The 26,573-nt window shown below is 54.5% G+C and carries 29 protein-coding genes and 1 pseudogene; 8 read left to right on the forward strand and 22 right to left on the reverse strand.

Translation table 11 applies throughout. From position 1 onward, the window contains the following. Window positions 1-319 precede the first annotated feature (319 nt). The 17 genes from KIH86_RS05355 to KIH86_RS05435 form a co-directional block, all read right to left on the reverse strand. Window positions 320-661, reverse strand: a complete 342-nt coding sequence (locus tag KIH86_RS05355) for a plasmid mobilization protein (protein WP_223081372.1) — start codon at window positions 659-661, stop codon at window positions 320-322. Then, window positions 658-843: a DUF4316 domain-containing protein gene (locus tag KIH86_RS05360; protein WP_223081371.1), complete on the reverse strand. Its 186-nt coding sequence runs from the start codon at window positions 841-843 to the stop codon at window positions 658-660. The genes KIH86_RS05355 and KIH86_RS05360 overlap by 4 nt, the downstream gene beginning before the upstream one ends. A gap of 177 nt (window positions 844-1,020) precedes the next feature. Then, window positions 1,021-1,389 (reverse strand): cysteine-rich VLP domain-containing protein, encoded by a 369-nt coding sequence (locus KIH86_RS05365; protein WP_223081370.1) that lies wholly within the window; start codon window positions 1,387-1,389, stop codon window positions 1,021-1,023. A 207-nt stretch (window positions 1,390-1,596) separates the two neighbouring features. Next, complete coding sequence (locus KIH86_RS05370) at window positions 1,597-2,253, reverse strand: DUF4366 domain-containing protein (RefSeq protein ID WP_223081369.1); 657 nt, start codon at window positions 2,251-2,253, stop codon at window positions 1,597-1,599. Beyond that, window positions 2,243-2,521 carry a DUF4315 family protein gene (locus tag KIH86_RS05375; RefSeq protein ID WP_223081368.1) on the reverse strand — a complete coding sequence of 93 codons (279 nt, stop codon included), beginning with the start codon at window positions 2,519-2,521 and terminating at the stop codon, window positions 2,243-2,245. The genes KIH86_RS05370 and KIH86_RS05375 overlap by 11 nt, the downstream gene beginning before the upstream one ends. A gap of 17 nt (window positions 2,522-2,538) precedes the next feature. Further along, window positions 2,539-4,509 carry a CD1108 family mobile element protein gene (locus tag KIH86_RS05380; protein WP_223081367.1) on the reverse strand — a complete coding sequence of 657 codons (1,971 nt, stop codon included), beginning with the start codon at window positions 4,507-4,509 and terminating at the stop codon, window positions 2,539-2,541. Next, window positions 4,499-6,868, reverse strand: a complete 2,370-nt coding sequence (locus KIH86_RS05385) for a VirB4-like conjugal transfer ATPase, CD1110 family (protein WP_223081366.1) — start codon at window positions 6,866-6,868, stop codon at window positions 4,499-4,501. Before KIH86_RS05385 ends, KIH86_RS05380 begins: the two co-directional genes overlap by 11 nt. Next, complete coding sequence (locus tag KIH86_RS05390) at window positions 6,816-7,211, reverse strand: PrgI family protein (RefSeq protein ID WP_223081365.1); 396 nt, start codon at window positions 7,209-7,211, stop codon at window positions 6,816-6,818. Before KIH86_RS05390 ends, KIH86_RS05385 begins: the two co-directional genes overlap by 53 nt. A gap of 47 nt (window positions 7,212-7,258) precedes the next feature. Then, window positions 7,259-7,654 carry a DUF7007 domain-containing protein gene (locus KIH86_RS05395; RefSeq protein ID WP_223081364.1) on the reverse strand — a complete coding sequence of 132 codons (396 nt, stop codon included), beginning with the start codon at window positions 7,652-7,654 and terminating at the stop codon, window positions 7,259-7,261. A 48-nt stretch (window positions 7,655-7,702) separates the two neighbouring features. Then, window positions 7,703-8,176: a SpoVG family protein gene (locus tag KIH86_RS05400; RefSeq protein WP_235775270.1), complete on the reverse strand. Its 474-nt coding sequence runs from the start codon at window positions 8,174-8,176 to the stop codon at window positions 7,703-7,705. A gap of 56 nt (window positions 8,177-8,232) precedes the next feature. Continuing rightward, the gene (locus tag KIH86_RS05405) at window positions 8,233-9,099 is read right to left on the reverse strand and encodes a VirB6/TrbL-like conjugal transfer protein, CD1112 family (RefSeq protein ID WP_223081363.1); all 867 of its coding nucleotides are present in this window, start codon (window positions 9,097-9,099) and stop codon (window positions 8,233-8,235) included. Between the two features lie 11 nt (window positions 9,100-9,110). Beyond that, window positions 9,111-9,323: a Maff2 family mobile element protein gene (locus tag KIH86_RS05410; protein ID WP_223081362.1), complete on the reverse strand. Its 213-nt coding sequence runs from the start codon at window positions 9,321-9,323 to the stop codon at window positions 9,111-9,113. A 91-nt stretch (window positions 9,324-9,414) separates the two neighbouring features. After that, entirely contained in the window at window positions 9,415-11,247 is a 1,833-nt protein-coding gene (locus tag KIH86_RS05415) for a VirD4-like conjugal transfer protein, CD1115 family (protein ID WP_223081361.1), read from the reverse strand. After that, window positions 11,237-11,710, reverse strand: a complete 474-nt coding sequence (locus KIH86_RS05420) for a PcfB family protein (protein WP_223081360.1) — start codon at window positions 11,708-11,710, stop codon at window positions 11,237-11,239. The genes KIH86_RS05415 and KIH86_RS05420 overlap by 11 nt, the downstream gene beginning before the upstream one ends. 75 nt (window positions 11,711-11,785) lie before the next feature. Further along, window positions 11,786-12,583, reverse strand: a complete 798-nt coding sequence (locus KIH86_RS05425) for a DUF6674 family protein (RefSeq protein ID WP_223081359.1) — start codon at window positions 12,581-12,583, stop codon at window positions 11,786-11,788. A gap of 50 nt (window positions 12,584-12,633) precedes the next feature. Then, entirely contained in the window at window positions 12,634-12,987 is a 354-nt protein-coding gene (locus KIH86_RS05430; protein WP_223081358.1) for a DUF7768 domain-containing protein, read from the reverse strand. 303 nt (window positions 12,988-13,290) lie between these two features. After that, window positions 13,291-14,748, reverse strand: a complete 1,458-nt coding sequence (locus tag KIH86_RS05435; protein ID WP_223081357.1) for a ParB/RepB/Spo0J family partition protein — start codon at window positions 14,746-14,748, stop codon at window positions 13,291-13,293. Between the two features lie 243 nt (window positions 14,749-14,991). Between KIH86_RS05435 and KIH86_RS05440 the strand changes: the two are divergent. From KIH86_RS05440 to KIH86_RS05450, 3 genes and pseudogenes are all read left to right on the forward strand, one after another. Further along, window positions 14,992-15,396 (forward strand): annotated as a pseudogene (locus KIH86_RS05440) (ABC transporter permease subunit); the annotation flags it as partial. Between the two features lie 94 nt (window positions 15,397-15,490). Continuing rightward, on the forward strand, window positions 15,491-16,372 hold the full coding sequence (locus KIH86_RS05445) for a MetQ/NlpA family ABC transporter substrate-binding protein (RefSeq protein ID WP_223081356.1): 882 nt from the start codon (window positions 15,491-15,493) through the stop codon (window positions 16,370-16,372). A gap of 215 nt (window positions 16,373-16,587) precedes the next feature. Further along, window positions 16,588-17,451 carry a transglutaminase family protein gene (locus KIH86_RS05450; RefSeq protein WP_223081355.1) on the forward strand — a complete coding sequence of 288 codons (864 nt, stop codon included), beginning with the start codon at window positions 16,588-16,590 and terminating at the stop codon, window positions 17,449-17,451. Window position 17,452: 1 nt separating this feature from the next. Here the strand turns inward: KIH86_RS05450 and KIH86_RS05455 are convergent, their stop codons facing one another. Continuing rightward, window positions 17,453-18,013 carry a GNAT family N-acetyltransferase gene (locus KIH86_RS05455; RefSeq protein ID WP_235775272.1) on the reverse strand — a complete coding sequence of 187 codons (561 nt, stop codon included), beginning with the start codon at window positions 18,011-18,013 and terminating at the stop codon, window positions 17,453-17,455. Between the two features lie 153 nt (window positions 18,014-18,166). On the opposite strand from KIH86_RS05455, the gene KIH86_RS05460 reads away from it, so the two are divergent. From KIH86_RS05460 to KIH86_RS05470, 3 genes are all read left to right on the forward strand, one after another. Beyond that, a complete protein-coding gene (locus tag KIH86_RS05460; protein WP_235775273.1) occupies window positions 18,167-18,763 on the forward strand; it encodes a TVP38/TMEM64 family protein in 597 nt (198 codons plus the stop codon). 5 nt (window positions 18,764-18,768) lie between these two features. Then, the gene (locus tag KIH86_RS05465; protein ID WP_223081632.1) at window positions 18,769-19,677 is read left to right on the forward strand and encodes an aldo/keto reductase; all 909 of its coding nucleotides are present in this window, start codon (window positions 18,769-18,771) and stop codon (window positions 19,675-19,677) included. 157 nt (window positions 19,678-19,834) lie between these two features. Continuing rightward, window positions 19,835-20,011 (forward strand): hypothetical protein, encoded by a 177-nt coding sequence (locus tag KIH86_RS05470; protein ID WP_223081353.1) that lies wholly within the window; start codon window positions 19,835-19,837, stop codon window positions 20,009-20,011. Between the two features lie 37 nt (window positions 20,012-20,048). Here the strand turns inward: KIH86_RS05470 and KIH86_RS05475 are convergent, their stop codons facing one another. The 4 genes from KIH86_RS05475 to KIH86_RS05490 all read right to left on the reverse strand — a co-directional run bounded on the left by KIH86_RS05475 (window position 20,049) and on the right by KIH86_RS05490 (window position 25,311). After that, entirely contained in the window at window positions 20,049-21,566 is a 1,518-nt protein-coding gene (locus KIH86_RS05475; RefSeq protein WP_235775274.1) for an aminotransferase class V-fold PLP-dependent enzyme, read from the reverse strand. Window positions 21,567-21,706: 140 nt separating this feature from the next. Further along, on the reverse strand, window positions 21,707-22,183 hold the full coding sequence (locus tag KIH86_RS05480) for a DsrE/DsrF/DrsH-like family protein (protein ID WP_223081351.1): 477 nt from the start codon (window positions 22,181-22,183) through the stop codon (window positions 21,707-21,709). A gap of 132 nt (window positions 22,184-22,315) precedes the next feature. Further along, complete coding sequence (locus KIH86_RS05485; protein ID WP_223110338.1) at window positions 22,316-24,457, reverse strand: bifunctional diguanylate cyclase/phosphodiesterase; 2,142 nt, start codon at window positions 24,455-24,457, stop codon at window positions 22,316-22,318. A gap of 185 nt (window positions 24,458-24,642) precedes the next feature. Beyond that, entirely contained in the window at window positions 24,643-25,311 is a 669-nt protein-coding gene (locus KIH86_RS05490; protein ID WP_223081349.1) for an acetate uptake transporter, read from the reverse strand. Window positions 25,312-25,340: 29 nt separating this feature from the next. Here KIH86_RS05490 and KIH86_RS05495 point away from each other — a divergent pair, with 29 nt between their 5' ends. Both KIH86_RS05495 and KIH86_RS05500 read left to right on the forward strand, forming a co-directional pair. Beyond that, on the forward strand, window positions 25,341-25,535 hold the full coding sequence (locus tag KIH86_RS05495) for a hypothetical protein (RefSeq protein ID WP_223110340.1): 195 nt from the start codon (window positions 25,341-25,343) through the stop codon (window positions 25,533-25,535). A 78-nt stretch (window positions 25,536-25,613) separates the two neighbouring features. Then, window positions 25,614-26,546: a prenyltransferase gene (locus KIH86_RS05500; RefSeq protein WP_223081348.1), complete on the forward strand. Its 933-nt coding sequence runs from the start codon at window positions 25,614-25,616 to the stop codon at window positions 26,544-26,546. The last annotated feature ends 27 nt before the right edge of the window (window positions 26,547-26,573 follow it).

A 26,573-nucleotide genomic window follows, 5' to 3' on the forward strand; every position in this document is an offset into this window, starting at 1 on the left:
TAGTCCCACAGAAATGTGTATGATTTTACTGATTGCAACATAAACTCCGTCCCAAGCACTTTGACCATATGTACTTATAATGAGAAAAGAGATACCTAATATTAGAATATTAAATCCAATTAAGTAAATAGCTGTTCGTTTTAATTTTATCAATTAATTGCGTCCTCCATTTCTAAATCAATCTAGATAGATTTTTGATGAGTTGAATTAATTGTAGAGTTTATAATCTGTTCAGTCGGTTGCGCATGCAACGCAAATTATGAGCATAACAAAAAAAGTGCGGGGAGCGGCGGCGTTGTTCCAACGCTCCCCGCTTTCCTTATAGCTCGACTATCGCCGTAAGCTGTTTAAGCACCTCTGAAACCCGGCCCCACAATTCAGTATAATCTTTTTGCAGGGCAGCAATTTCAGACGGATACACGCCGTAGGTGTTGGCATGAATAGCAACCTGATTCAGATTGTTGGCACATCTGCGTTGCAGGGAAACAAGCTCTCGGACAGGTGAGAGGTCAACATTAAAAACATAACCATTCAAAGCCATTTTGCGGATATAGGCACTTAAATTCTGCGTTCCCGCTTCCTCCATACGCTCCTGAATGGCAGCGTATTCTTCCTCACTTACCCAAACAAAGAGGGGAACGCCACGCTTGCGCCGCTTCACCGTTCTTCTCGTTCCCGGCTTCGCCGTTTTGCCGGCGGCTCCTTTACCCGGTCTTTTTGCTTTTCCTCCGGGCGGGCCTGTGGAACAGGCAGAGGGGCATTATTGGGAATCCCATCAATCATGTTGTAATTCTGCTCGGTGGAAAGCTCTGCGTTTCTAAGATAATTGTCTTTTTCCTGCATGAAAAAATCCTCCTTTTTATGACTTCGGGCCAACTTGGCCCGAAGTGGTTATCTGTCTTTATTTATAGGGCAATGTTACGATTGGGCAGGTGCGGTCATAGAATAAGCCGCACCTGCCTAAAACAGACTCCCCGAAGCCGCATAAACAGCGGCTTTTTTCAGTCCTAATCGTAACAGCTATGCCTTATCCGAACGCCGCTTTTTCCTCATTCTTTCCCGGCTCCTGCGGCGGTTGCCCTCCGCTTGGCAGCCTGGCGAACAGTAAGCCCGTATTTCGTCCGATACAAACGCCTTTCCGCAAATGGCGCAAGCGTCCATTTCGGGAGCGGCCCGCCCTAACAAGGTTGCTTCCAGCTTTGGGTCAAGGGGAAGAACGGCATTTTGAAAATACTTGCAGTATGCGCCCGTCCACCATTTATCCAGCATATAACAGCCGCCGTAATCAAGGGGCAGACAGCCGTATTCACTGTCATAGTTGGCGCACATGGAAGTGACCAGCTTTCGGATAGCCGCCCGTTCATGGCGGGTCAGCTCTCGGCTATCCATGACTTTGCCCTCCCTGCGACTTCGGGCCAACTTGGCCCGAAGTTCTGGAAAAGGTCAAATCCCGGTAGCATATCCCTAAGCAGGGAATCCCCCGCCAGTAAGAACAGCCATAGCAGGGGGAACCGGGCGGCGGCTTTTTCGGTAGGGCTGGGCGCATGGGCCGGGGTTTTTGCTTCATCATTTTTTCAAAGGGGTTATCGGTGAAATTCATGCTTCACCGTCCTCACTGTCGGCCCCGGCTTCGTCCTCGTCCTCATTCCACGGCGGCCCGTCGTCCTCCTGTTCTGCATAGGGGTCATCTTCATATTCGCTGTAATCGTCCTCGGCATTATTGGCCCGTTCCTGCTTCGGGCGGTAAACCTTGAAGTAATACCCGGCCCCGCCGCCAGCCAGCAACACCAGGACAACAACAATCATCATGCCGTTACCGTCTTTTTCCGGTTCGGGGGCGGGTTCCAGTGTCGGCTCCGGTGTAACAGAGGTTGCAGGTGTTGCAGGCTCGGCGGGTTCTTCCGTTTCCTCGGATTTTTCGGCAAGGGCCAGCAGGTCTTTTTCTGTTACCGCATTGAGGAAATACACATTTTCCTGCTCCCGCTGCTTGTCGATAATCAGGTAGAACACGTTTTCACTTGGGGTCATTATGGTGTAAAACTCTTTCCCGTCCTCGTCCGTGGCGTTGTCAATGACGGTTCCCGTCCCGGCAGGGGTGAAGGGATTGGGAGCGGCTACCGGCTCCGGGGTTTCCATTATCTCCTCCGGGATTTCCTCACCGCCGCCAGCATAGGCGGTCAAAGGAAAAGCCGCCATGCAGAGCATAGCGGCGGCAAGCAGTGTCAATATACGCTTTTTAGGCTTATTCTTCATCTTCGTTTTCCTCCGTTTTTTCTGTGATGGCGGGTGCTTCTAACTTCGGGCCAACTTGGCCCGAAGTGGCGCCGCCTGATTTTGCCGCTTTCAGCAGGGCCGCAAGGTCGGTCAGGGAAATGTCCATGCCCCGCACAGCGTCCACGATTTCCATGTTCTCAAGCTCGGTTTTCTGCTTTTCCAGTTCCCGCAGCTTGGATTGAAACTCATTGATTTTGTCTTTTATTTTCTGTATGTCCTTGCTTACACGCTCAATTTTTGCGTTCAAGTTACCACCTCCAAATATTAGGGCAAACGCCCGAAAGAATAGTAATGAGATTGCCAGTAGTTAGTTTCGACAGAAGCATAGCCAATGGGATTTCCGCAATGCAACATCATTCCCCCGCCCACATAAATGCCCACATGCGATACGCCGGGGGTGTCATAGGTTCCTACAAAGAAAATCAGATCTCCCGGCCTTGCATTGGCAGAGGACACAGGCGTACAGATGTTAAACAGCCCTTGCGCTCCAAGCCGCCCCACATTCCAGCCGCTGTGATTGACTACCCACGACACGAAGCCCGAACAGTCAAAAGAAGTGGAGGGAGAGGAACCGCCCCAAACGTAAGGGTAGCCCAAATATTTCTCCGCTTCTGCAATCAGGGCCGCAAAGGCCGGGTCAGACAGGGCTTCGGGCGGTATGTCGTAATCGGTGTATTCTCCGGGGTGGGTGTAGATATTGCCCTCAAAGAGATTAGGACGGTTGCCTTTGGTCTTTTGGTAAATCAGGTAGCGCTCCGTCTGCTCCGGGTCGAGATTGGCAAGGGCAACGGCTCCCAATGACGTATTGCGTAGGCTTACATTGAGAATATAATAGTTGTAGGGAACCTCTACCTCATAGGTGTCGGAATGGGTCGTGGTTTCCCCGGTTTCCGGGTCGGTTTCTGTCCATGTGTCCGTCCGGGTTTCGGTGCGGTAGCGTACCTCCACGGTTTCCGTGATGGTAAGGGTATACTGCTGTTCCAAGAGATATTGAAGCTCGGCCCGAACCTTTGCCGGGGTGTAATCGTCATATTTGGCGGTCAGGTAAGAAGCCAGTTCAAAGGGGTCATGGCCGATTTCGTCCACCGAATAACGGTACTCGTCATAGGACGGATAATCCCTTTCTATCCGGGCCAGCTTATCCCGTAACGCCTTTTCCAGTGTGGTATAGTCGGCTTCCACGGCTTCAATGTCGCTGTCTGATGAACCATAGGAAGTGCCGCCCACCGCTCCAATCAGGCCGTTGCCAATGGTGGTAAGCGCCCCCATGCAGGATTGCAAGACCACAATCAGCAGGAACGCACAGGTTAAAATCAAGATGACTTTGGGATTGCTCCGAACAAACCGCCATGCGGCCCCGGCGATATTTTTTGCTGTGACCGCCGTTTTCTTTGCCGCCTTTGCGCCTGTTTTAGCGGCCTCCTTCGCCTGTTTGCGATATTGCTTTTTTAGCTGTCGCTTTTGCCACAGCCGGGAAAGCGGATTGCTTTTCAGCCCCGGATTTTCCTGCACCAACTGGCGGTAGGCATAATCGGCTTTTGCGCTGATGGCTTTTCGTTCCCACTTGCGAACCTGCCGGGCCGGGCGGGTACGGATACGCTTTTTGATAAAGCGAGTACCGCCCCGGATAAGGTGTTCCCCGGCAAGCTCGGTTTTGTGGGCCGCTTCAATACCTGCGTTTTCACGTTCTACCTGATGGATTTTGCCATGCACATACCGCCAAGTCTGAAATTTTGCGGCTCGGCCCACGGTCTTGATGGGGCCGGGCTTCTTGGGCGGCTTCTGGTTTGCCAGCTTTTCACGGGCGGTATTCAGCCTTTCACCGTTCTTTTCCATGCGGAGCTTGGATTTCTCCATGCGCTTACCGTCTTTTGTCGCCTTTTTATTAGCAGGGCCAGTATGGGGAGCGTCCTCGGCGGCTTCACCACCGGGCAACGGCTCCCCGTCACGCCACAGGCGTTTAGAGGGCCTGGGCTTATTGCTGTCCTGCCGGAGCTTTCCCGACTTCGGGCCAACTTGGCCCGAAGTGGCAGGGTCAGCCGATTTTGGCGGGGCCGGGCCGGGGCGATTACCCACAGGCGGCGAAGCTCCCGGCGGGTCGGAGATCGGCGGCGGTTCACTTTTGGGAATAGGCCGCTTTTTTGACTTCGGGCCAAGTTGGCCCGAAGTTACCGCCTGTTCCTCATGCTCAAACCGCAAACGGCCTGCTGGCCCCTTGCGGCTTTTATCCTCCATTTTGGCCCTCCCTTGCTATATCCTCCGGGCGAGTAGTTAAAAGATTGTAAATCTCACCACGGGGAAAACGGTCTACAAAAGGAATGGTGGTACTGCCGAAGAACAAAAGTCCTTCGCCGGGGTTGCTGTGGGCGATATAGGAAAGCTGGTGTTCAGAGATACCAAGCTGTTTGGCGAGGATTGCCCGGTCAGCCTGTGCCTGCGCCAGCAGTATCATAAAGTCGCTGTTGTCAAAGATATTTTCTACCTCCCGGCTTGCCAAAAGGTCTTTCACATTCTGTGTGAGCGCACTTGGCACACAGCCTTTTTTACGAAGCATTTTCCAGACACGGACAAAATAGCTTGCGGAAAGTGCGTCCTGCAACAAAATGTGAAATTCGTCATAATAGCACCATGTCGCAAGGCCAGCCGAAAAGTTTTCGTCAACTGCCTGTGTCACAAGCTCGTTGGTAATGTGCATGGCGATTTTGCGTAGGTTTTCGCCCATGCTTTTCAGCACGATACAGATGATCCGCTTGTCGGTCTGTACGTTGGTGGCGAAGTTAAACATATTAAGGGAGCCGGTGCAGTAAAGCTCCAGAGCGGTTGCAATCCGTTTGGCTTCCGGTTCCGGTTGCTGGCACAGGGTTTCGTACAGGTCTTGCAAAAGGGGCATTTTCCCGTTCCCGATGCCAAGCGCAAGCTCCCGGTACACAAGGCGCACACAGCGGTCAATCACCGTTTTTTCAATGGGCTGTAAGCCCTCTTTGCCGCCGATTATCAATTCACAGAGGGACAATAAAAAATCCGCTTTCATGGAAAGCGGGCTGTCCTCGGCGGTCATATTGAGCTTTAAGTCCATTGGGTTGATATGGTGGGGGCTGTCGGGTGAAATGTCGATTACCTCACCGCCCAGCCGTTTTACCAATGCGGCATATTCGCCCATTGGGTCTACGATAATAATTCTATCGTTAGTGGCAAGAAATACATTGATTAGCTCACGCTTTGCGGAAAAGCTCTTGCCCGAACCTGTACTGCCAAGATACAGGCCGTTGGCGGATTTCAGTTTTTTGCGGTTCGCCATGATAACATTATGGCTTAAAGCGTTCATGCCATAGTACAACGCCTGTCCGTCCATGCGGAGTTCTTGGGTCATAAACGGCACAAAGATTGCGGTACTGCTCGTTGTCATGCCCCGCTGTATTTCAATACCGTTGTACCCAAGAGGGAGCGAGGACATAAAGCCCTGCTCCTGCTGAAAGTCCAGCCGCTTCAAAAAACAGTTGTATTTCTGCGTAATGCCCGACACGGTGAAAATGTCGTTTTCCAACTGCTGGCGGGTGGGTGCGGTGTTTACGATAAGGAACGTAAGCAGGAACATTCGCTCATTGCGGCTCTGCAAATCTGCCAAAAGAGTGGCGGCATCCTTACTGTAAGTCAGCAAATCCGGGGGTAGAATGTCAATGTCATATCCCGCCCTTGCCGCTTTTTTCTGCTCGTCCATCTTCATTTTCCCTATGTCGGACAGCTTGGCCTTGACGGTTTTTACGGCTTTTGTCTGGTCTACCGTCTGTATGTGCATGGTAATGGTCATTTCGGCGTCCATTTCCAGTAGCTCTGCAAGGAGTTTGTCGGAAAGCTCCGAAGCCATAATCTGCATATACGAAGCCGCCCCCCATGTGGTTCCCACACGGAACAGGCGGCTTTGCCGAAAGTCAAAACTGGTCGGGGCTATAAAATCCTTTGTTCCCATTCCGGTTTTTGGTATCATATCCCATGAGAACCGGAACGGCTCCCGCCCTCCGGGGTGGAGCTGGCTGTGCAGCATTTCCAAGCGTTCATGCCCGGAAAGGGTTGCCGACTGTACGCCGAGCTTCTTGAAGTTGCCCATAATGTCGGCTTCAATACGCTCCAAGCGGGGCCGAGCCGTTCCGATCCCGTCCGCATGAATCCCGAACGTGATGTACTTGGAACGTACAATCCCGTTGTTGCTTCGGGCAATCTGGCCTTTCAGCATGTCGGTAAATTCATTGCGAATACCGTTACAATCATCATTCTGCGGGGGTATATTCACGCTGTACCGATTTTCGGGCCGGGAGCGGTGGTTGATGAACGACATTTGAAAAGGCAAGGCACTGTCAAAGTAGTTCAAAAAGGAACAGTACCCGTCAAAAATAGTGCTTTGGTCGTCTGTTGAAGCCACGGCGTAGTTAATATCCTCATAAGAAAGGGTCTTTGTGTAGTAGCCCTCCTGCACCTTGCAGATACCGTCACGAAGCATTTCCTTGTAGGGAATGGTCTGCTGTGCGGTCTGCGGCCCACGCTTTTTAGGCTTTGCGCTTCTTGGGGGAACGGGCAGACGTTTTGTTTTTTGCGCCATTCGGTGGAACCTCCTTTCCGGGGTTGCTTAGATACGCATAGAAATTCTGTGTCTGATATGGCCTCGTACGGGGCCACAGGAATTTGGAGCGGACGATATTCCGTACTACCTTTTCAAAGGGAAGTCCGTCACGCTCGTACATGGCGAAGAAAAAGCAAGGGAGCATAAAGTCAATCATCAGGAACATGGCCCCGGTATTGCCGATGGCGGTATGGGTAAATAGATAGGCGGGTACGCCGATACCCGCCGCCGCTCCGAAACAAATTAGTTGGCGTTTGGTAAGGTTAAATGCCAGCTTGGTCTTTATTTTCGATAAATCGTTGGGTACGCTTACATATGCCAATGGGTAAAATCCTCCTTTCCAACTTCGGGCCAAGTTGGCCCGAAGTGTCAGCGTTCGGCGCTATGGACAGAAACAGTCTGTCGGGCCGGGGCCTTTTCAAGCCCGGCCTGCCGTATACGCCAATAGTCCGGGTTGTACTCCCGGATAGATTTATTGATATTTTCCTCAAAAGCGGCCTTATCCTTAATGCGGTCAGGAACAGCCCACAGATTTTTATCCAAAAGCTCCCGGAAAGCAACATCTTCCTGCGAATCTTCCTCAAAGCAGAGAAAGCCGCCGTGACGAAAGCCGCATTTCCGGGCGGCGGGAGAGAGAACCGCCGCCATATCCTTAGAAAACATGGTGCCGCCGTGACTGGCGGTGCTTACAAGAAACACGCCGGGGCAGAGTATTTCGCAATGCTGAACTTCGCCCCACGGCGATTTTTCAGGCTGTTGGTACATAAAATATCTCCTTTCCACTTCGGGCCAACTTGGCCCGAAGTCACAATACTATCTTTCTGCACTTTTAGCCTTGCTGGCTTTTGCGGGAGCAGGGCGGGCGGCTTCATTTTTCGCCGCCTGCTTCGCTCCCTCGGCAAGCTGTTCCGGGATGGATTTCTTTTCCGGGGCGGTAACAGCAGCGGCACGGGTCTGTAATTTTTCCACCTCCGCATGGTAGGCGGCAACCACGGCCCCAGTCAGCTCCTTGCGGAACTCGGCGGTAATGGGCTTTGCCGTATCCCGGTAGCCGGTCTTGCTGGTCTTATCCGGTTTGCTCGGCATACCTACAAAAATGCCCTTGTCGCTCTGCAAAATCTTGAAATCCTCCACGACAAAAGCATCATTAAACTTGATACTGGCAAAGCCCACAAGGTTTCCCTTCGGCTCGATAGGCCGGGCGGTAACGTCCAGTTTCAGCGGCATTGCCGCCTGTTCGGGTTGCTGTTCCGCTTCCTGCGGAACGGTGTTTTTTTCATTACTCACGTTAATGCAACTCCTTTCCACTTCGGGCCAAGTTGGCCCGAAGTTATCCTGTGGGGTTAATGCGCACCAAAAATGGATTTGGCAACGCCCCCGGTCTTGAACATGGTGAAGCACAGCAGGACAGTATAGCCAATCAGTGTCCATATGGCCCCGATAGGGTCGCCGCTGATGGCGATACTCTGCACCAGCTTTGCGTAAATCCCCACGCACACCAAAATCAAAAGGCCCTGCATACCAACGGCGCACAGGGATTTCAAATAGTTTTGGCCCATATGTCCGATTTCCCGGTTGACCATCGTTGCCATCGGCACAGGAGCCAAACTGGTGAGCAGATATATTTCAATCATTCTGCCGTAGACAATCACGAAAACCACGATATTGATAGCCACAACCACCAGCTTTATGAGGAAGGATTGCAGCCACAGGCCAAGCAGGGGGCCAATGTCCATTGCCATAAGTTCATCACGAAAAGCGTCCAGCATATCAGGGTTTACCGCCGTACTGCCTTGAATCAGCCCCCCGGCGTTGCTTATGACGCTTTGGGAAACATCAAACACCGCCATGACGATATTAAACGTATTGGACAGTATCAGCACCGCCGCCGCTGTTTTGAAAATCCACTTGAAGAAAATCCAAGTATCTATGTCATGTAAATTGTTGCGGTCAATGATAAGCTGGATAAGCTCATAGGTCGCCACAAAGGTCAGCACAAGCCCGGCAATGGGCAAGACAACCGTTTCAGATAGGTTGCGGATAAGGGAGAATACTCCGGGATTCCATGCCCCCGGAGTGGTTCCCACCTGTGTCGCAATCTCCCCGATCTGGTTGTTTACGTTCTCAAAAAGCCCGCCCAAGTTGTCCATGATACCATCAACTAACAGGCCCTTTATCCACTCGTTTATCCAGTCGGTGAGAAAATCCATAGGCTAACCTCTTAAAACAGACCGGACAGCAGGGGAACAAGCGTCGTACCTAAAAGGATAATCCCACCGCCAGCCATAAGCTGTTTCATGCCCTGCGATTTTGCGCCGGGATTGTCGCTGCCATACCCTTCCAAAAGGTTGATAACGCCCCACACCGCAAGGCCAGCTCCAAGAGCAACAACAAGGGTCTGCAAGGTACTAATTGCACTCGTAAAAAATCCCATAATCTAATTACCTCCATTTTTTATCTTGTTTTCGGGTACAAAAAAACCGCCATTTCTGGCGGCTGTCACTTCGGGCCAAGTTGGCCCGAAGTTAGGCAAACGCTTCCGGGTCATCCACATCATCATAGTTGAGAATGTCCTCGTCCTCGTCTATGGCGGCGGCTTCCGCTTCGGCGCTAACTTCATAAAGGGTATACTGCTCATTGGGGTTGAGCTTTTTCATACGGCGGTTTATCAGCTTTGAAGCGTCAAAAGCGTTGCGCTTGTCGGCTTCGGCTGTACGCCCGTAATTGGGGTGCTTCTTTAAGTCATATTTCGGGGAAAGGAATGGCCGCAATCCTCGTAATTGCAGAATACACTTGTTCCCGTCCATTGTGGTCAGTTCGTCCATTGTCATAAGCTCTTTACCAAGCTGCTGCATATTCTGTCCGTAGCTTTCCGACTGGCCCCGTGTTCGGCTTTCCGTCTGCATGGAAATGGTTTCTTTCCCCAAAACCTCCGAAAGCTCCTTGATGGTACTATGTTCCCGTCCACCAAGAAAAATCACGCTGTCCATATTGCCCATAATTGTTTCCGCGTGGTCTTTGTATAAGGCTTTAAGTTGGCTCTGCGCCTGCAAAAACAGGCACAGGGAGATTTCACGGGAGCGGATAACGGCAACCAGTTTTTCCAGTTGCGGAACCTGCCCCGTGTTGGCGGCTTCGTCCCATAATACCCTTACATGATGGGGAAGTCTGCCGCCGTGTACCGTGTCGGCCCGTTCGCAAAGCAAGTTGAACATCTGCGAAAAGGCAAGGGCAACGATGAAGTTATACGTTGTGTCAGTGTCGCTGATGATGAAGAAAGTAGCGGTTTTCCTGTCGCCCATGCGGTCTAATTCCATTTCATCATAGCTTGTAATCTCCCGAAGCTCCCCAATGTCAAAGGGGGCCAAACGTGCGCCACAGCTAATCAAAATGGATTTTGTGGTCTTGCCGCTTGCTAATTTGAACTTCTTATACTGTCTTACGGCGAAGTGGTGAGGGTTCCGCTTTTCCAATCCCATGAACATATAGTCCACGGCGTTCTTGAAATTTTCATCATCTTCCCTCGTTTCCATGCTGTTAATCATATCCACAAGGGTATTGATATTGCGTTCTTCCTCTGGCCCCTCAAAGACGATATATCCAATCAAGGCGCAATATAAAAGGGTTTCTGATTTCGTCCAGAACGGGTCGCCCTCCTTGCCGTCCCCCTTGGTATTTTCAATCAGAGCATTTACAAATTTCAAAATGTCGCTCTCTGTTTTGATATACGACAAGGGGTTATAGTGCATGGATTTTGAAAAATCTATGCTGTTGAATACCTTGATTTTATAGCCCTGCTTTTGCAGGAATGTACCCACCTGCCCCAAAATGCTGCCCTTTGGGTCTACCACAACAAAGGAAGAATGGGCTTGAAGCAGGTTCGGGGTCAGCCAGAAGCGGGTTTTACCGCTTCCGCTGGAACCTATCACGCAACAATTCAGGTTCCGGGCATTGGCGGGATTGGCGGGGCGGGTGTTCATGGTAAGAAACTCTGTGCCTGTGAGTATTACGTTGTTGCTGAATTTGGGGTCGATAAAGGGCTTTATGTCCTTTTGCGTTCCCCACCGGGCCGAGCCATATTCCACATCCCTCCGAAACTTTTTTGCGTTTTTTACCTTATACCATACCACCAGCCGAAGAATTACGGCCCCGGAAAGGCCGATAAACCAATCGGACAGCACAAAGCCCGGCGTTAAGGTTTCAAACGCCGGGCCTATGGTTTTCATTACACCAATCAGCTTATTGCCGAAGTCTGCGCCGGGGGCCATTCGGTAGGCTGTACCGAGCTTCAGGAAAAACCAAAGTGCAAACAAGTACGGAATGTTCGGCAATACATATTTTCGGATTTTATCGTTCATTCCGCACCGCCTCCCGCTTACGTTCACGCTGGCGGGGCTTGGTGCGCTCCCGGTCTGCAAAGGTTTTAAGCTGCTCCAGAATAGAGGGGCGGCGGTTCTTGCCCCGGTTCAGTACCAGTTTGCTGTATTCGCCAAAACAGGCAGTAATAGCGTCTGCCTGTCCTGCCTTAAAAAACAGCAGGTACTTATTCGGCCCTGTCTTATGGAAAGCATAGTCCACATTGTATTTCCGGGCCACACGGTCAAAGAGCTTTGTATCCCCGGAAAGGTCAAGGCTTTTGGTGGAAACGCCGTGGTTCATCAGCTTTTTTACGCTCTGCTTTCCTTGTGGGGTTTGCCCGTTGTGATACTCCTTTTGGATCTTCCGCACCGCCGCCGCTAAAATCTTCGCCAACGCCCGGCCCGTCAGCTTTGTGGCATTAACGGATAGGGCAACCGTTCGGCGTTCTATTTCTTCCTGCATGAAATTCCTCCTTTCCTGCCAGATATGGCAATATCACAGGCGGGAGGACTTCGGGCCAACTTGGCCCGAAGTGGTTTACCGCTCCGCATTAACAGGGCGGGGCCGCTCTGCGGTGGGAACGTCTTTTTTCGCCTGTGTAATCTGTTCCTTATGGGTTTCAATGGCTTCCCGGATTGACGTTTTTTTCTCCGCCGCCCGTTCCTCCAACCGGGGCATTGCGCCAATGGCCTTATCAACATTCCGTTTCATGGCGGCAAAACAGGAACGCTCGGCCCTGAATGGGGCGGATATGACCGCCGCCAGCTTACCGGGCTGTTTCACTTCCTGTAAGGCTTCTCTGCCAAGCATGGCCCGGCCCATATTTTTCAAATGCCGCCCCGCCTGATGGTATTCGGTACTGATGGCTTCGATTTTGGCAATGGCCCTATCGTCAACCTGAATATCTTTGGTAAGCGTATCCCGCATGGATTCCAGAATGGGACGCACCTTGAAGAAACGGGCTACATTATCCAGAGCGGAAATTCCCCTTTCCTTAAAATCGGCAACGGCGTTTTTACAACCGTCTATGATATTCTGCTTTAGCTGTGTAAGCCGTTCCCACAGGTCAAGCACCTGTCCCTGCGTAACAATGACCGCCTTTTGCAAAGCGGTCTTAACAGGGTGGTTTTTCTCCTGCGCTGTTTTTAATTCCTGCCGCATGGCGGCAAGCTCCTTTACAGCGGCGTCAAGCTGTTTTTCCATTGCGCCCACCTGATTCAGCACCGCCAGAAAATCCTTTGTGGACGGGGAATTGTGTTCCCGCAATACCGCCAGAAGTTCTTTCACATGCTCATTGTCCATAATCGGCTCGGCGGTGGTTTTCGTTTTTGCCATAGGCTTTTTACTTCCTTTCGCACTTCGGGCCAAGTCGACCTGAAGTCGGCTTAATCAAGCGGTTTCGCCCGGCCCTGTGTTTTCACGGTCAGAATCCCGTCCAGCGTGGTGGCTGTGATATTCATCCGCCCGGCTATGGCAATGTCGTTTTTCATATCTTCGTCAACCTCATTGCCGCACACCACCAGTACATGGGAGCGGCGCAAAAGGTCACGACCCATGTCAATGCCGCTTTTGTGTTCCTCCGGGATAGCGTCATTGAGGAATAAGGGCAGATAGAGCAGGGGGCAAACCGGGGAAAAACCCGCTTCATAGACCGCCCTGCAATATTGCGCCGCCTGTCTGGTGTCCGTATCGTGATCGCCGCACCATGCGGCGGTAACATATGCTAAAGGTCGTTTCATGTATAAAGCACCTCCGTTCTTGTTGCGCTGAATGTGTCAACCTATCCCCCCGCCCTTTCCATGCTTTGGAAAGGGAGCGGCTCAAAGGAATATATATCCCCGTCGCTTGACTGCCTTAAAGCATAGCCGGGAGAAATCCGTCAAGAGTGCGAAGCACCGCCTACGGCGGCAGGCTCTTGACGGATTTTCCCGGCTATGCTACCCAATAAGCGGCGACGGGGAATATATTATATCCTTAGAGCTTTGGGGTGCGGGGCAACGTCCCGCAAAAGAACACTTCGGGTCAACTTGGCCCGAAGTGCTTTATTTCTCCTGCTCGGCTTTCTTTTCCGGGGCTGAAATGTCTTTCAGCTTATCCTTGTTTTCCTCAAGCAGCTTCATAATGGTGTCCTTCATTTCACGGGGCGTTTTTTCCTTCCCGAAATACTGTCCGAGTTCTTGGCTGGATAAAATCACTTTGTCTACCTCCTTTTTTTCTTCGAGCATAATCCCGTCTATCGTGTCGGGTTTTAACATGTTCTTTTGGTCAAGCTCCCGCATACGCTGGGACTGTGACAGCGAGGGGGCCGACTGCTGGCCCTCAATGGCAACGGCGATATACCGCTGATTTTTGGGCGTGATGAACGCAAGCTCCACGGCGGGGGTGAACGCTATTTTCTTTTCGTCCACCATTTTCATAAGGTCGGGAACCAGTTCATTGAGCTTGATATACCGCTGTACCTGCTTGATTGTCATTTTGTTGCGCTCGGCTACAACCTCATTGGAACGCTGTCCGTTGCCGGTTCGTGCGCCCTGCTTTTTAATGGCCTCCAATTGCATTTGCAGAGCTTTGGCCCGTTCACTGGGCAAAATGGCTTCACGTTGGGTAGTATTGTCCTCCACCATCTGCGTAATGGCCTGTTCGTCTGTCAGGTTGCGGACAATACAGGGCATATTGGTAAACCCGGCGAGTTCGCTTGCCATCTGGCGGCGGTGGCCCGATACGATTTCATAGCCGCCATCTTCACGGGGACGGACAATAGCGGCTTGTGTTACGCCTTTGTCCTTGACGCTTTCCACCATTGCCGCCATTTCCTCGTCTTTGCGGACTTGGAAAGGGTGGCCTTTGAATGGGTGAAGTTCGGCAAGACTGATATATACAATTTGTTCCTGCTCATTGGAGCGGGGGGCCTCCCTCGGTTCGGGCGGCTGAACAGGGGCCTGAGGCGGCATTTCCTGTTTAGGCTGTTCTGTGGATTTTCCCGAAACAGAACCGCCGCCGATTCCCGCCGCCTGTTTCTGTTTGGTGGGTTTATCCACTTGGGTGGTTTTTGCCTGTTTTTCCTGCTTGGCAGGGCGGGAGGGCTTCTTGTCCGCTTTTTCAGCGTCTTTCGGCTGGCGGGACTTGGGCTTGTTGTCAGCCGCTTTCGGCTCATTGCCCTTTGCTTTATCCGGGGCCGGTTTCTCTGGCTCTGCTTTCTTACCACCGGGGCCTGATTTTTCCGTTTCTTTTACCGCCGCCTGTTTCCCGGAAACAATCTCATTGATTTTGTCAAAGGAAACCACCACATCACCGGGGGCGGGAATATCAACGGGCGTGGGCGGCTCCAATCCATCCTTGCCTATGTCATGCGAAGCCACTTTCACGGCAGGTTTTTCCGGGACCGGGGCTACACCGCTGACTTCGGGCGGTTTTGCAGGAGCGGCTTTTTCTTCCGCTTTGACTTCCTGCGCCGGGGCGGTTTTCACTTCGTCAGGCTGATTTGTTTCATTATTTGCCATGTGCTTTTCCTCCTTGTCTGTTTTATGGCATGAAAAAAGGGCCTGATTTTTCAATCAGACCCACAGGGATTAGCAATCCCCCCTTTCCACTTCGGGCCAAGTTGTCCCGAAGTTCCGCTATCCAGACACAGAAATACCGCCTATCTTGTCCAATTAGGCGGTATCCTGTGTAATGTGATAGCTCATATTTTATTTGATTGCCCTTGTACCGGGGCTATTTTGCAGTTTCCTATTATAAATGTCCCCACGGCGGCGATTGTCTCTCTGTCGATCGGCGCGGCGCCATTTCTTGGCCGCATCATCGAGAACGCGCTGCGTGAGGTGGAGAACGGAAAGATTGAGGCGGCCAAATCGGTTGGCGCCGGCCCGTTCACCATTATCGCCCGGGTATTGATCCCGGAGGCGCTGCCCGCTCTTGTCCGGGGCATGACCATCGCCGTCATCTCGATCGCCGAATTCACGGCGGTTGCAGGCGCTATTGGCGCGGGAGGGCTGGGCAGTCTGGCAATCCGGTTCGGGTACCAGCGGTTTCGAACCGATATTTTGCTCGGAACGGTCCTGCTTATCATTCTGATTGTGCAAATTGTGCAGTGGTCGGGGGATTCTATCGCCCGTTCCATTGACCGGAAACGCTGCAAGAGCGGTTGATCCGCAGGATCTTGATAGACCTTAATGCAGCTGCTTTTATCAAACGGGTTGTACTGATTTATTACATATATTTTAGGGGAGAGAAGGGATTAGGATGAAGAGAAGAGGAAGCTTGTTGCTGGCCGCGGTCATGGTGTTGACGGGGATTCTGGCAGGATGCGGATCGCAGAACGGGAATGGGAACTCGGCGGCAGCTACCGCGAAGTCCAGTCCAGCCGCAGCTAGTTCGGCAGCAGCCAGTCCGGCCGCAGCCAAGGAAGTAACGCTGAAGGTGGGTGCTTCGGCGGTGCCGCATGCCGAAATTTTGGAGTTCATCAAGCCGAAGCTGAAGGCGGAAGGCATTAACCTGGAGGTGGTTGTGCTGGATGATGACGGCCAACTTAACCCGGCGCTGCAGGAGAAGCAAATCGACGCCAACTATTTCCAGCATGTTCCGTACCTGGACTCCATCAAGGGCGAGAAGGGCTATGATTTTGTCGTTACGACCAAGGTACATGTGGAGCCAATCGGCTTCTATTCCCAGAAGCTGAAATCCAAGGATGAAATACCGGACGGCGCCAAGATCGGCATTCCGAACAACCCGTCCAATGAATACCGGGCGCTCGTACTGCTCCAGCAGCAGGGGCTGATCAAGCTGAAGGACGGTCTCACGACATACGAGGCGACGCCGAAGGATATCGCCGAGAATCCGCATCATCTGGAGTTCATCGAAGCAGATTCAGCTACGCTGCCCCGTTCGCTGCCCGATCTTGACGGAGCGGTCATCAATACCAACATCGTCCTTGAAGCGGGTATCGACCCCAAGTCGGCGCTGTTCCGTGAAGACGCCAACTCGCCTTACGCGAACGTTGTAGTTGTCCGCAAAGGAGACGAGAACCGCGAGGAAATCAAGAAGCTTGACGAAGCGCTGACAAGTCCTGATGTCAAAAAATTTATCGAGGATAAATACGGCGTGGCTGTCGTCCCCGCATTTTAAGTTTGCGGCACAGTTCTGCTGAATGAACTCAGAATTCGGTTAACCAAGAGTCCTGCCAATTGCGGCGGGATTCTTTTTTTGCAAATGAAGAGGTGTGGCGGGCTAATTCCGGCGGGGAAGGGAGAAAATGGCGGTATACGCTCTATCGGCTGTTTGCATGCCGTTCTCCAGCGGGTAATGTACCCTCAGAGTCTTCCAAAGGAGCCCTGCCTCTTATGAAATATGAAATTGTGCATACCAATACCTTTCAGTACGAGACAAAGGTCGATCAGAGCCTGAACACGATCAGGCTGAAGCCTCTGACGGATGAGGTCCAGCGGCTGCTCGTCTACCGGGCGGACATTACACCTGCTTCGCTAACCAGGGAATATACGGATGTCTGGGGCAACCAGGTGGAGACGTTCTTCATTCCGGAGAAGCATGATTTGCTGGAGGTGAAGACGACTTCGGTCGTGAGTGTGCAGCGGAGCCCTTTTATCCATGAGCTGCGGTATTCGGGACGGATGCGGGAGATTTTTCATACGGGGCTGTTCCGGCAGCATTACCTGGCCTATCTGAACGAGACTGATTATACGTTTCTGACCAAAGAACAGGTGAAAGAGGCAGGACGCGCGCTCGGGGAAATGGACAATCCGGTTGCCTATGCGCTGGAAGTGATGAAATACATCTATGAGACCTTTACTTACAGTGGAGAAGCGACAAATGTGGAGACGCAGGCCCGTCAGGCCTTCGACCTGAAGCAGGGCGTCTGCCAGGACCTGGCCCATGTGATGATCGGCATCCTTCGGGCGGCCCGCATTCCGGCCCGGTATGTCAGCGGTTATCTATATGTCGGGGAGGACTCCGCCCTGAAGGGCGATGCCGCGACCCATGCCTGGGTTGAAGTGATGGTGCCGGGCATCGGTTGGATCGGGCTGGACCCGACGAACAATGTGGAGGCGCTCGACAATCATATTCGCGTCGGAACAGGGCGGGATTACGCCGATGTCAGCCCTCTTCAGGGGGTGTACCGGGGCGGCGGCGGCACAATGGAGGTATCCGTGTCGGTGAAGCTTCTGGAGCAGCCGGGCAGTCTTTAATTTATAGTAGCCGCTCGTATTCTTCTCTCAGGATCGACATGATCTGGAGCGACTCGAAGGTATCCTGAATCTTGATGCATTCCCGGAGGATGCCTTCCGCCCGGAATCCGGCGCGTTCATACACATGCTGCGCTCTCGCGTTATGGGTCTTCACATCCAGCCACAGCCGGTGCACGCCCGTATTCTGGAAGAGCCAGTCGCGAAGACTCCGCAGCATCTCGGAGCCGTAGCCCTTGCCCTTCGCGTCTATCGCAATCCGCTTGATGCATACGGACAGATTGGGGTCCCGGAGGCCGGTCACGATCACATAGCCGATGCGTTCGCCGCCGGGCTCCTGAACAATCAGGTGCAGCATATCGGGATTCGCCAGCGCTTCGCGGTGCTCATCCAGGCTCCACTGGCCGATAAACGGCTTGTTCTCCGGGCTGCTCTCCGCCTCTGCGACAAAGGCCAGGTCGCGCTCTTCCGTTCTCCGCAGTAGCAGCCTGGCCGATTCGATCAACACAGGCTGGATCATTGCGGAATTGATCCTCTCAGGTCCGCGCATTTCCGATTCAGACATCACGATCACCCTTTACCGAAATTTACATCAGTATAGGGCATAAGAGGCGATCTGTCTCTATCAGGTCTTCAGCCTCCCGATCGTGTATAATGAGTGGGATAGAATCGAAAGCGAAGAGGGGCGCGGTCTGCCGTTATGTATGCACTGGATATCATGTCTTGGGTTACGGAGGAAAATTTGCGGGACTGGGTGGAGCGCTACCGCTCCTTGGGGCCATTCCCGGGGATCGGACTTACCTTCCTGAAGTCGTTCGTTCCGCCGCTGCCCACCCTTGTCATCGTTGGGATGAACGCCGCCGTCTACGGGCTGTGGCTCGGCTTCCTGTATTCCTGGCTGGGCCTGGTAGCGGGCTGCCTGACCGCCTTCCTGATCATCCGGCGCATCGCGTCCCATCACCGCCTGCGGAAATGGGCGGAACGGCCGAAGGTGGCCCGGGGCATGGAATGGGTCCGGCGCAGCGGCTTCAGCTATGTGTTCCTGCTCAGCCTGTTCCCGGTCGGGCCGTTTGTCGTTATCAATCTGGCGGCCGGACTCGCCGGCATGCGGCTGCGTCCCTACCTTTTGGCTCTCGCCTCCGGCAAGGCCATAATGGTTCTGGCCGTCTCTTATGTCGGCAACGATGCAGGCAGGTTCCTCCGAAACCCGCTGGAGCTGCTGGCTGTCGTCCTGCTGGTTCTGCTGTCGCTGTGGGGCGTCCGGTCAGTGGAAGGGTATTTGTCACGGATCAAATCCATTAAAGAAAGAGGTTGAAGATAATGAAATACCGCAAGCTCGGCAGTACGGAATTGAATGTCTCGGTGATCGGAGTCGGCACCTGGCAGTTCGGCGGCGAATGGGGAAAGGATTTCACGCAGGATGAAGTGGACGCCATGTTCGACAAGGCGGCAGAGCTCGGCATCAACCTTATCGATACGGCAGAATGCTACGGCGACCACCTGTCCGAGAAGCTGATCGGCGGCTACCTGAGCCGGCGCAAGCGGGAAGACTGGATTGTCGCCACGAAATTCGGTCATCATTTTGATGGCCATCTTCAACGGGAACAACTGTGGAGCGCGGGTGATGTCCTGAAGCAGCTCGACGATTCGCTGCGCGCGCTGCAGACGGAGTATGTCGATCTGTACCAGTTCCACTCCGGAACGGACGCCCAGTTCGACAACGACGGGCTCTGGACGATGCTGGACAAGCAGAAGCAGGCCGGCAAAATCCGCCACCTCGGCGTTTCCATCAGCACCGCGAACGATGGGGTGCATCAGACAAGCTCGTCTCCGGGGATCGGCGCCGAAGCGATCCAGGTCGTCTATAACCGGCTGGACCGGGCGCCGGAGGAGAGACTGTTCCCGCTCGCGCAGGAGCATCGCCTCGGCGTGCTTGCCCGCGTGCCGCTCGCGAGCGGCTACCTGAGCGGCAAGTACAAGGCCGGCGCGACGTTCGCCGAAGGCGACGTGCGGGCGAACCACGACGCGAAGAAGCGCGAGGAGCAGCTTCGTCTCGTCGCCGAGATTGCGGCTAACGAAGTGCCGCAGGGATTGAACATGGCGCAGTGGGCGCTTGGCTGGTGCCTGCAGCATCCGGCGGTGACCAGCGTCATTCCGGGCTGCAAGGACGTGAACCAGGTGATCTCGAACGCGCAGGCGGCCGATCTCGATATGGTCACCGAAGCGTAAAACTGCGGCTGCGGCGTTATGGAACAACGCATAGAAGCCCGCTGATGGAAGGGCGATGTACAGCCTTCCGTCAGCGGGCTTTTTGCCATGCACATATAGCCGAGCCGGATCATGCATACAGCCAGCCAAGCAAGATAGCGATTGGAGGTCCCGTGAGATGCCCTGGCGTACTTGTCGGACAGAGCATGTCGAGCGGCATCTGCGGGCAGGCACCCGTGGACGGCACTTGTCGAGCGGCATCTGTCGGACGGCACCTGTCGGGGGCGACATCTGTCTGACGGCACCTGTCGGGCGACATCTATGCGGCAGCACCGATTGGGCAGCGTCAGTCTAGCGGCATCTGTGGTCAGCACTGCCGGATAGGCAGCTGGTTACAGCTCGAACATCGCAGCCGTCTCCGCCTCTGCCGCCGATATGGTCTCCGCACTCCCCCGGGAATGATGAATCCAGCAGTTCGTCTTCCGGTTATACCGGTATGCGTCCAGCCATTCCGCCTTTCGGCTGATCAGCGTCCGGAGCGCCGCAACGATATAATCGACCTCCTTCAAGGTCATTATGGGGTGCACAGAGAGCCGGACCCAGCCCGGCCGCAGCGACTGGTCGCCGGTGCGGATGGCGCTGTCTATCTCCAGGGAGGCCTTCCGGTCGATCGAGAGCAGGTAATGGCCGTAGGGACCGGCACAGGAACAGCCTCCCCGGGCCTGGATGCCGAAGACGTCGTTCAGAAGGCGGACGATGAGGTTGTAGTGCATATCCCGGACGGTGAAGGAGACGATGCCGATCCGGTCGTCGGCCTTGCCCTCGAGGACGGTAACGTCCGGGATGCCGCGCAGTCCGGCGAGCAGGCGCCGGCCGAGGATGCGCTCGAACGCGCCGATTCTGGCGGGGTCCATCCCTTCCTTCAGCCGCAGGCAGAGCGCGGCCTTGATCCGCTGCAGGAAGCCCGGCGTGCCGCCGTCCTCCCTCGCCTCGATTCCGGCGAAATAGCGGGGGCCGTACCACGGGCTTACCCAGGACACCGTGCCTCCGCCGGGCTCGTCGGGGCGGAGGCTCCGGTACAAGCCGGCATCGAACACGAGGATGCCGCTTGCGCCCGGGCCGCCCAGGAACTTGTGCGGCGAGAAGAAGATGGCGTCCAGCTTCTCCCCGGACGCCTCGGGGTGCATGTCGATTTCCGTATACGGCGCGTTCGCCGCGAAATCGACGAAGCACAGTCCGCCGTGGCGGTGCATGACGGCGGCCAGCTCCCGGTACGGCGTCTCGATACCGGTCACGTTCGAGCATGCGCTGAAGGAGCCAATCTTGAGCCGCCGCCCCCGGTACGCCAGCAGCGCGGCGTCCAGCTCCCGGGGGTCCGGGGCGCCACCGTCGCCGGGAGGCAGGACGACCACTTCGCCGATTGTCTCCTGCCAGGGCAGCAGATTGGAGTGGTGCTCCATATGGGTGACGAAAATAACCGGCCGCTCTTCCGGCGACAGGACGGCCGGGCTCAGCCACTCGGGCAGCCTGAGTCCGAGCAGGCGCTGGAGCTTGTTGATCGCTCCGGTCATGCCGTTGCCGCATGACAGCAGCACATCGCGCGGCCCCGCGCCTACATGGCGCTTGATGATCTCGCCGGCCTCCTCATAGGCACGGGTCATCGTCATGCCCGTCGCATTGGCTTCCGTGTGCGGATTGCCGACGAGTGGACCGAACCGCTCCAGTATGATTCGCTCGATCGGCTCATACAGACGGCCGCTGGCGGTCCAGTCGGCGTATAGCAGGTTTTTTCTGCCGTATGGGGTCGTAATGGGGTGCCCCAGTCCGACCGTGCGTTCGCGGTATGGGCGAAAATGCGCCTCGAGTCGTTCCTCCGCTTCCAGGGCCGGTACGGGGGTAGAAGTAAGCACAGGCAATCCCTCCAGCAAGGTGGTTCCGTTTGCCTTAGTATATGCCGGTGCCTGAAATAGGTTAATGCCCATGCCCAATCCGCCGCAGCTCAAACTGGCAGTAGAGGGAACCGCCCTGCCTCTTTAAGCCGCCTTACGCCTTAGATGAACAACTGCATATCGCTGTCCAGCGCGTCCTTCAGATAAGCTGCGGCGTCGATGATTTCCACTTCCGGCAGCAGCTCCTCCGGCTTGAAGCCCATGATTTCCACGGACAGCTTGCAGGCGTAGAATTTGATGTTCTTCTTGCGCGCCCCTTTCAGAAAATGGATGAGCTTCGGCGCATCCTGATCCTCGATCATCTCCTCCAGCATCCACTTGCCGAGACCGTTGAAGTTCATGCGGGAGAGCGGCAGCTGCTCCGGCCCCTTCGGCGTGATCATGTCCATCAGCTTTTCGTAGATGCTTTTGTCCTCCAGCGTCATTTTTTCGGGGTCCCGGATCAGAAACAGCCCCCAGAACGCGAAGAACATCGTCACCTCCACTTCGATATCGCGTGCGCTGTTGGCCAGAATCAATCCGGCCATCGCTTTGTCGTACTCGCCGCTGAACATCAGCAGGTTCATTTTCCGGCTCATTGGTCCATCGCCACCTCCGTAACAGAATGACCTTAGTATGAGCCGGGGGAAGAAAGCTATCCCTGCGTATCCTGTTCCTGGCGAGAAAAAAAGACCGTCCGCCAATCATGGCGGTCCGGTCCTTCGAGCTCGCTATAGTGCTCCGGCCCGGCCGGCCAGTCCATCAGCCTGCCGCATGAGCAGATCCCGGATTTCTTCCGCCGGAAGCGGGCGGTAGAACAGGTAGCCCTGCACGTTCATGCAGCCGAGCGACATCAGAAAGGCCGCCTGCTCCGTGTTCTCCACCCCCTCGGCGACGAGGTCGTAGCCGAGCTGGGAGGCGACGAAGACGATCGATTTAATGATCGTTTCATCGATGGAGCTGTTGCCGATTCCGGTTATGAAGGTGCGGTCGATCTTGATTTTGTTCACGGGAAAATGCTTCAAATAATTGAGTGACGAGTATTTGGTCCCGAAATCATCGACCGACACGATAATGCCGAGATTCCGCATCTCCTGAAGAAGCGGATAGTGCTCTTCCAGGAGAGCGGTGCTCTCCGTGATTTCGAATTCCAGCACTTGAGGAGGAAGTCCGTATTCCTCCAGGATGGACATCAGCGCCGGGAGCAGATTGCGGTTGTAGAACCAGCTGTTCGAAATGTTGATGGAGATACGCGGGACGTCGAGTCCTTCCTGCTTCCAGTCGGCCAGCTGACGGCAGACCTCGCGGATGATCCAGTCGGTTAGCTGCGTCATCAGTCCGGCTTCCTCGACAGCGGAAATAAAGGCTCCGGGAGGCAGCAGCCCCTTCTCCGGATGATTCCAGCGGACCAGCGCCTCCATGCCGGTCAGTCTGCCCGTGGCGGCATGAACCTGCGGCTGATAGTGAAGGACAAATTCATGCTTTCTCAGAGCGGTGAGCAGGTATTTGCTGATCATTGTCTTCTGCTGGAGCTTCTCGTGAAGCTGCTCATTGAATACGAAGTAGCCTCGCCCGTTCTGGCCTTTCGCCTGGTACATCGCCATATCGGCGTATTTCAACAGGTCTTCCTTCTTGGTGGAATGCTCGGGGTACAGGGAAATGCCGATGCTGGTGGAAAGGCCCAGATACGTTCCCGAGATCTCCAGCGGCTCCGCGGCGACAGCGGCCAGCCGCTCGGCAATTTCCGGGATGCGTTCCCGGGGAAGATCCTCGAAGAGCATGACAAATTCATCCCCGCCCGTGCGGGCGAACAGCCGGCAGGGAAGCCGGGCGCCGTGAATCCGCCGGGCCAGAACCCGAATCACCTTGTCTCCGGCGGAGTGGCCGAGCGTATCATTGATTTCCTTGAACCGGTTGAGGTCGAAGAAGAGCAGGGTAAAGGTCCGATCGGGTCCCGCCATCCGGAGCAGCCGGTCGAATTCCTCCATAAAGAACCGTCGGTTCGGGATTTCCGTCAGACTGTCGTAGTGGGCCAGCTTCTCATAGAGCCGTTCGGAGATGCGCAAATCCCGTGTCCGCACGCTGACGGTATGCTCAAGCTCCCGGCTGAACTTCTTTTGCCGGCTGAGCGAGTACAGGACGGAGGTGATCACAGACAGAAAGGCGAGGTCGATCAGGAATACGCTGAGCAGGGTCTTGCCTTTATTGCCTGGACTCAAGCTGGTATGGAGCATCCAGTCCTGGTTGTAGAGCCGAACCGGGAGACTGATGGGAGTTCCGCCCTTCCCCGGCCGATCGCCGAACAAATACGTATCGTTGCCCCGGGTAACGTACACCTGGGCGCCGCCGCTCATGAAATGGCTGATAATATCGTCTACCCGCAGCGTCGCGGATACGATTCCAAGAAAGGTGTTGCCTTGGAACAGCGCTTGCCGTATAACGAGACCATAATCGCCCTGGGCAAGGGTGCGGGGGCCGTCGATGGTGATGGCGCGCGTGCGGATGGTCTCCTGGATCAGACCGGGCGAGGCCAGTTCGGGATCGAGCAGCAGGCTTTTGTTATATACGGCTGTATTTCCGGTGAGGGGATACAGATATTTGATAATGCCGCCGGGAGCGACAACGATATTCATCAGGTGATTGGTGCTTCGGTATGCGGTGGACAAATAGCGGTCGATAACGGCAGGCTCCGCATCGAAGCCGACAGTCTGGATAAAGGAGCTGATGCCGCTGACGATGGACACCCGTTCCTCGATGTTTGAGGTTAGCGTAGAGGCCTGGGATGACAGATCGGCCCTAATGGCCCGAACCTCCTGGTTGACCGACAGGGTGTAGTAGTAGAACAGCAGGATTTGAAACAGGGTGATAAACACAGCAAGAATAATAACAGGCTTTTTCCTGAGGAGAGCCATGAGCTGCCTCCGATACAATAAACTCGTACTTAATAGTGATTATTATATAGAATGTCTTAAGCGGGCGGGGGGCGTCAACTAGATTTTAGCGGCGGAAAATGGAAAGCGGACCGGCCTCTCAAGGAAGGGGGACGATCCGCCATGGATTATTTCTTGAAGATGCGAAGCGGTGCACCCATGGGGAGGAACACTCGTCCGAAATGGGCGTTCAGCACCGAGGCGCCGCAGCCGTACAGGGACACGATGCCGATGCACAGCTCCGAAATGGCGGCCAGCTTGTGGAAGGCTTCTGCGGCTATGCCGAAGGAGTCGAAGGTTAGACCCAGGAACAGCAGGTCGATCAATGCAAAAATAATCAGCAGCACTTTGTTCGCCTCTGTCGCGCCAAGCGTCATGAAGAGCGTGAAGACAAGGTAGCCGAGGAAGACAAAGCCGAGCTGCTTCGGATCGACAGCTTCGGCAAGGGCGGTCCCGAACACGCCGAGCTTGATCAGCCAGCTTCCCGCCATACCGAACCAGAAGAAGGCGTAAGCGGCGAAAGCGGTCATGCCGAAGGTGTTGTTATGCTTCGCATCCTGAATGCTGGCGAAGAGCTGGGCGAAAGCGCCGAGGAAGATGGCCCAGGGTATCACATAGCTGAGGCCGCTTGTGATTTCAAGCTTCTGCGAGGATGCGACCAGGGTCACGATGGCGAGACCGAACAGGCCGATTGCGCCGGGGTCGGCGGCAACGATCTTGACCGGCTGGGCTGCCGGATGCTGGACCGTGCCGCCGGCCGTTTTGGCGGAACGGGATGACGAAGGTTGCGATGACATGAACAATAAAGCCTCCAATTATCATTATTATGAAATTCCATTACGCATTCACACCTGAAAATATGGGATCAGCGCTTCCGCTGCGCGAACAGCGGCGCATTAACTCCACAGGTTTAGTGCTGCAGGCGTATCAGCAGCTTATCATAACACATCCCCCTTGGCTTGCCTATCCTGTGTTTCTTGTATTACGTCGAATTTTGGTGGAATTTGTGACATTCGCCTGAAGGGGCGTGTATAATGAAGTAGATTGGAATCATTCTTAACTGGCAGCAAGGATAAGACCCGAAGGAGAGAGTTAGGCCATGAAGAAATGGACTTTTTTTAAGAAGGCGTCCCGTTTCGGCGTCATTCCCGTGATGATCGTGCCGGTTGTTCTCGGGGCGCTGGGGGCTTTTGTCTGGGAGGATGTATTTCATCCTTTTTTATTTATGCTCACCTTTATCGGTGCCGCCGCGGCCCATCTGTTCTCCAATATGGTGAACGATCTGTGGGACTATCGCAGCGGTGCGGATATGGAGGCGAAGAATACACCCGGCGTCATTACGACCAATTCGGGCTTCCTGTCCGGCGGGCTGATCTCCGAGCGGAGATTCGCACTCCTGACCTGGGGGCTGCTTCTGCTTGCCGTTCTGTGCGGAGCGGCGTTGGCATTCTATTCGGGCTGGCAGGTGCTTTGGTTCGTTGCTGGAGGGGCTCTGCTGGCCTATTTCTATGTGGCGCCGCCGCTGCGCTTTGGATACCGGGGCAAGGGGTACAGCGAACTGGCGATATTCGCGGCGTTCGGTCTGATGCCCGTACTCGGCTCCTATTTCGTGCAGACCGGGCATTTCGGAATCAAGCCTGTGCTGCTGTCGCTGCCCGTCGGCCTGCTGACGACGCTGCTGCTGTTCAATCACCACTTCCTGCATTGGAGTGCGGACAAGCAGGCCGGCAAGCGGACGCTTGTCGTCGTGCTTGGCGAAGCGCGGGCGCTGATCTTTTCACGCATTCTGCTGTACACGGCTTATGTCTCGCTTGTCGTCTGCGTCGGCATCGGGGTGCTGCCTGTCTATGCGCTGTTTGCGCTGCTTACCGCGATTCCGCCGATTGGTGTCTACCGTGGACTGAAGCAGCATAACGCCTCCCCCGCCTATCTGCCGCTCATGGGCGCTTCGCGTCAAGCGTCGATCCGCTGCGGCGCTATTATGGCGGCGGCCCTGCTGATTCAGGGCATTGTCGGGAACTATTGGGGCTAGATTGATCGGAATCATAGATACTAACTT

Origin of the sequence: Paenibacillus sinensis (assembly GCF_019904155.1) — a bacterium.
GTDB classification, from domain to species: Bacteria; Bacillota; Bacilli; order Paenibacillales; family Paenibacillaceae; genus Paenibacillus_AQ; species Paenibacillus_AQ sinensis.

Excerpts from the sequence above, each read along its gene's own strand:
- KIH86_RS05360 (WP_223081371.1), bottom strand. The coding sequence starts at position 843 with ATGCAGGAAAAAGACAATTATCTTAGAAACGCAGAGCTTTCCACCGAG.
- KIH86_RS05365 (WP_223081370.1), bottom strand. The coding sequence starts at position 1,389 with ATGGATAGCCGAGAGCTGACCCGCCATGAACGGGCGGCTATCCGAAAG.
- KIH86_RS05370 (WP_223081369.1), bottom strand. The coding sequence starts at position 2,253 with ATGAAGAATAAGCCTAAAAAGCGTATATTGACACTGCTTGCCGCCGCT.
- KIH86_RS05380 (WP_223081367.1), bottom strand. The coding sequence starts at position 4,509 with ATGGAGGATAAAAGCCGCAAGGGGCCAGCAGGCCGTTTGCGGTTTGAG.
- KIH86_RS05385 (WP_223081366.1), bottom strand. The coding sequence starts at position 6,868 with ATGGCGCAAAAAACAAAACGTCTGCCCGTTCCCCCAAGAAGCGCAAAG.
- KIH86_RS05395 (WP_223081364.1), bottom strand. The coding sequence starts at position 7,654 with ATGTACCAACAGCCTGAAAAATCGCCGTGGGGCGAAGTTCAGCATTGC.
- KIH86_RS05405 (WP_223081363.1), bottom strand. The coding sequence starts at position 9,099 with ATGGATTTTCTCACCGACTGGATAAACGAGTGGATAAAGGGCCTGTTA.
- KIH86_RS05410 (WP_223081362.1), bottom strand. The coding sequence starts at position 9,323 with ATGGGATTTTTTACGAGTGCAATTAGTACCTTGCAGACCCTTGTTGTT.
- KIH86_RS05415 (WP_223081361.1), bottom strand. The coding sequence starts at position 11,247 with ATGAACGATAAAATCCGAAAATATGTATTGCCGAACATTCCGTACTTG.
- KIH86_RS05420 (WP_223081360.1), bottom strand. The coding sequence starts at position 11,710 with ATGCAGGAAGAAATAGAACGCCGAACGGTTGCCCTATCCGTTAATGCC.
- KIH86_RS05425 (WP_223081359.1), bottom strand. The coding sequence starts at position 12,583 with ATGGCAAAAACGAAAACCACCGCCGAGCCGATTATGGACAATGAGCAT.
- KIH86_RS05430 (WP_223081358.1), bottom strand. The coding sequence starts at position 12,987 with ATGAAACGACCTTTAGCATATGTTACCGCCGCATGGTGCGGCGATCAC.
- KIH86_RS05435 (WP_223081357.1), bottom strand. The coding sequence starts at position 14,748 with ATGGCAAATAATGAAACAAATCAGCCTGACGAAGTGAAAACCGCCCCG.
- KIH86_RS05445 (WP_223081356.1), top strand. The coding sequence starts at position 15,491 with ATGAAGAGAAGAGGAAGCTTGTTGCTGGCCGCGGTCATGGTGTTGACG.
- KIH86_RS05450 (WP_223081355.1), top strand. The coding sequence starts at position 16,588 with ATGAAATATGAAATTGTGCATACCAATACCTTTCAGTACGAGACAAAG.
- KIH86_RS05455 (WP_235775272.1), bottom strand. The coding sequence starts at position 18,013 with ATGTCTGAATCGGAAATGCGCGGACCTGAGAGGATCAATTCCGCAATG.
- KIH86_RS05460 (WP_235775273.1), top strand. The coding sequence starts at position 18,167 with ATGTCTTGGGTTACGGAGGAAAATTTGCGGGACTGGGTGGAGCGCTAC.
- KIH86_RS05465 (WP_223081632.1), top strand. The coding sequence starts at position 18,769 with ATGAAATACCGCAAGCTCGGCAGTACGGAATTGAATGTCTCGGTGATC.
- KIH86_RS05470 (WP_223081353.1), top strand. The coding sequence starts at position 19,835 with ATGCCCTGGCGTACTTGTCGGACAGAGCATGTCGAGCGGCATCTGCGG.
- KIH86_RS05480 (WP_223081351.1), bottom strand. The coding sequence starts at position 22,183 with ATGAGCCGGAAAATGAACCTGCTGATGTTCAGCGGCGAGTACGACAAA.
- KIH86_RS05490 (WP_223081349.1), bottom strand. The coding sequence starts at position 25,311 with ATGTCATCGCAACCTTCGTCATCCCGTTCCGCCAAAACGGCCGGCGGC.
- KIH86_RS05495 (WP_223110340.1), top strand. The coding sequence starts at position 25,341 with ATGAAATTCCATTACGCATTCACACCTGAAAATATGGGATCAGCGCTT.
- KIH86_RS05500 (WP_223081348.1), top strand. The coding sequence starts at position 25,614 with ATGAAGAAATGGACTTTTTTTAAGAAGGCGTCCCGTTTCGGCGTCATT.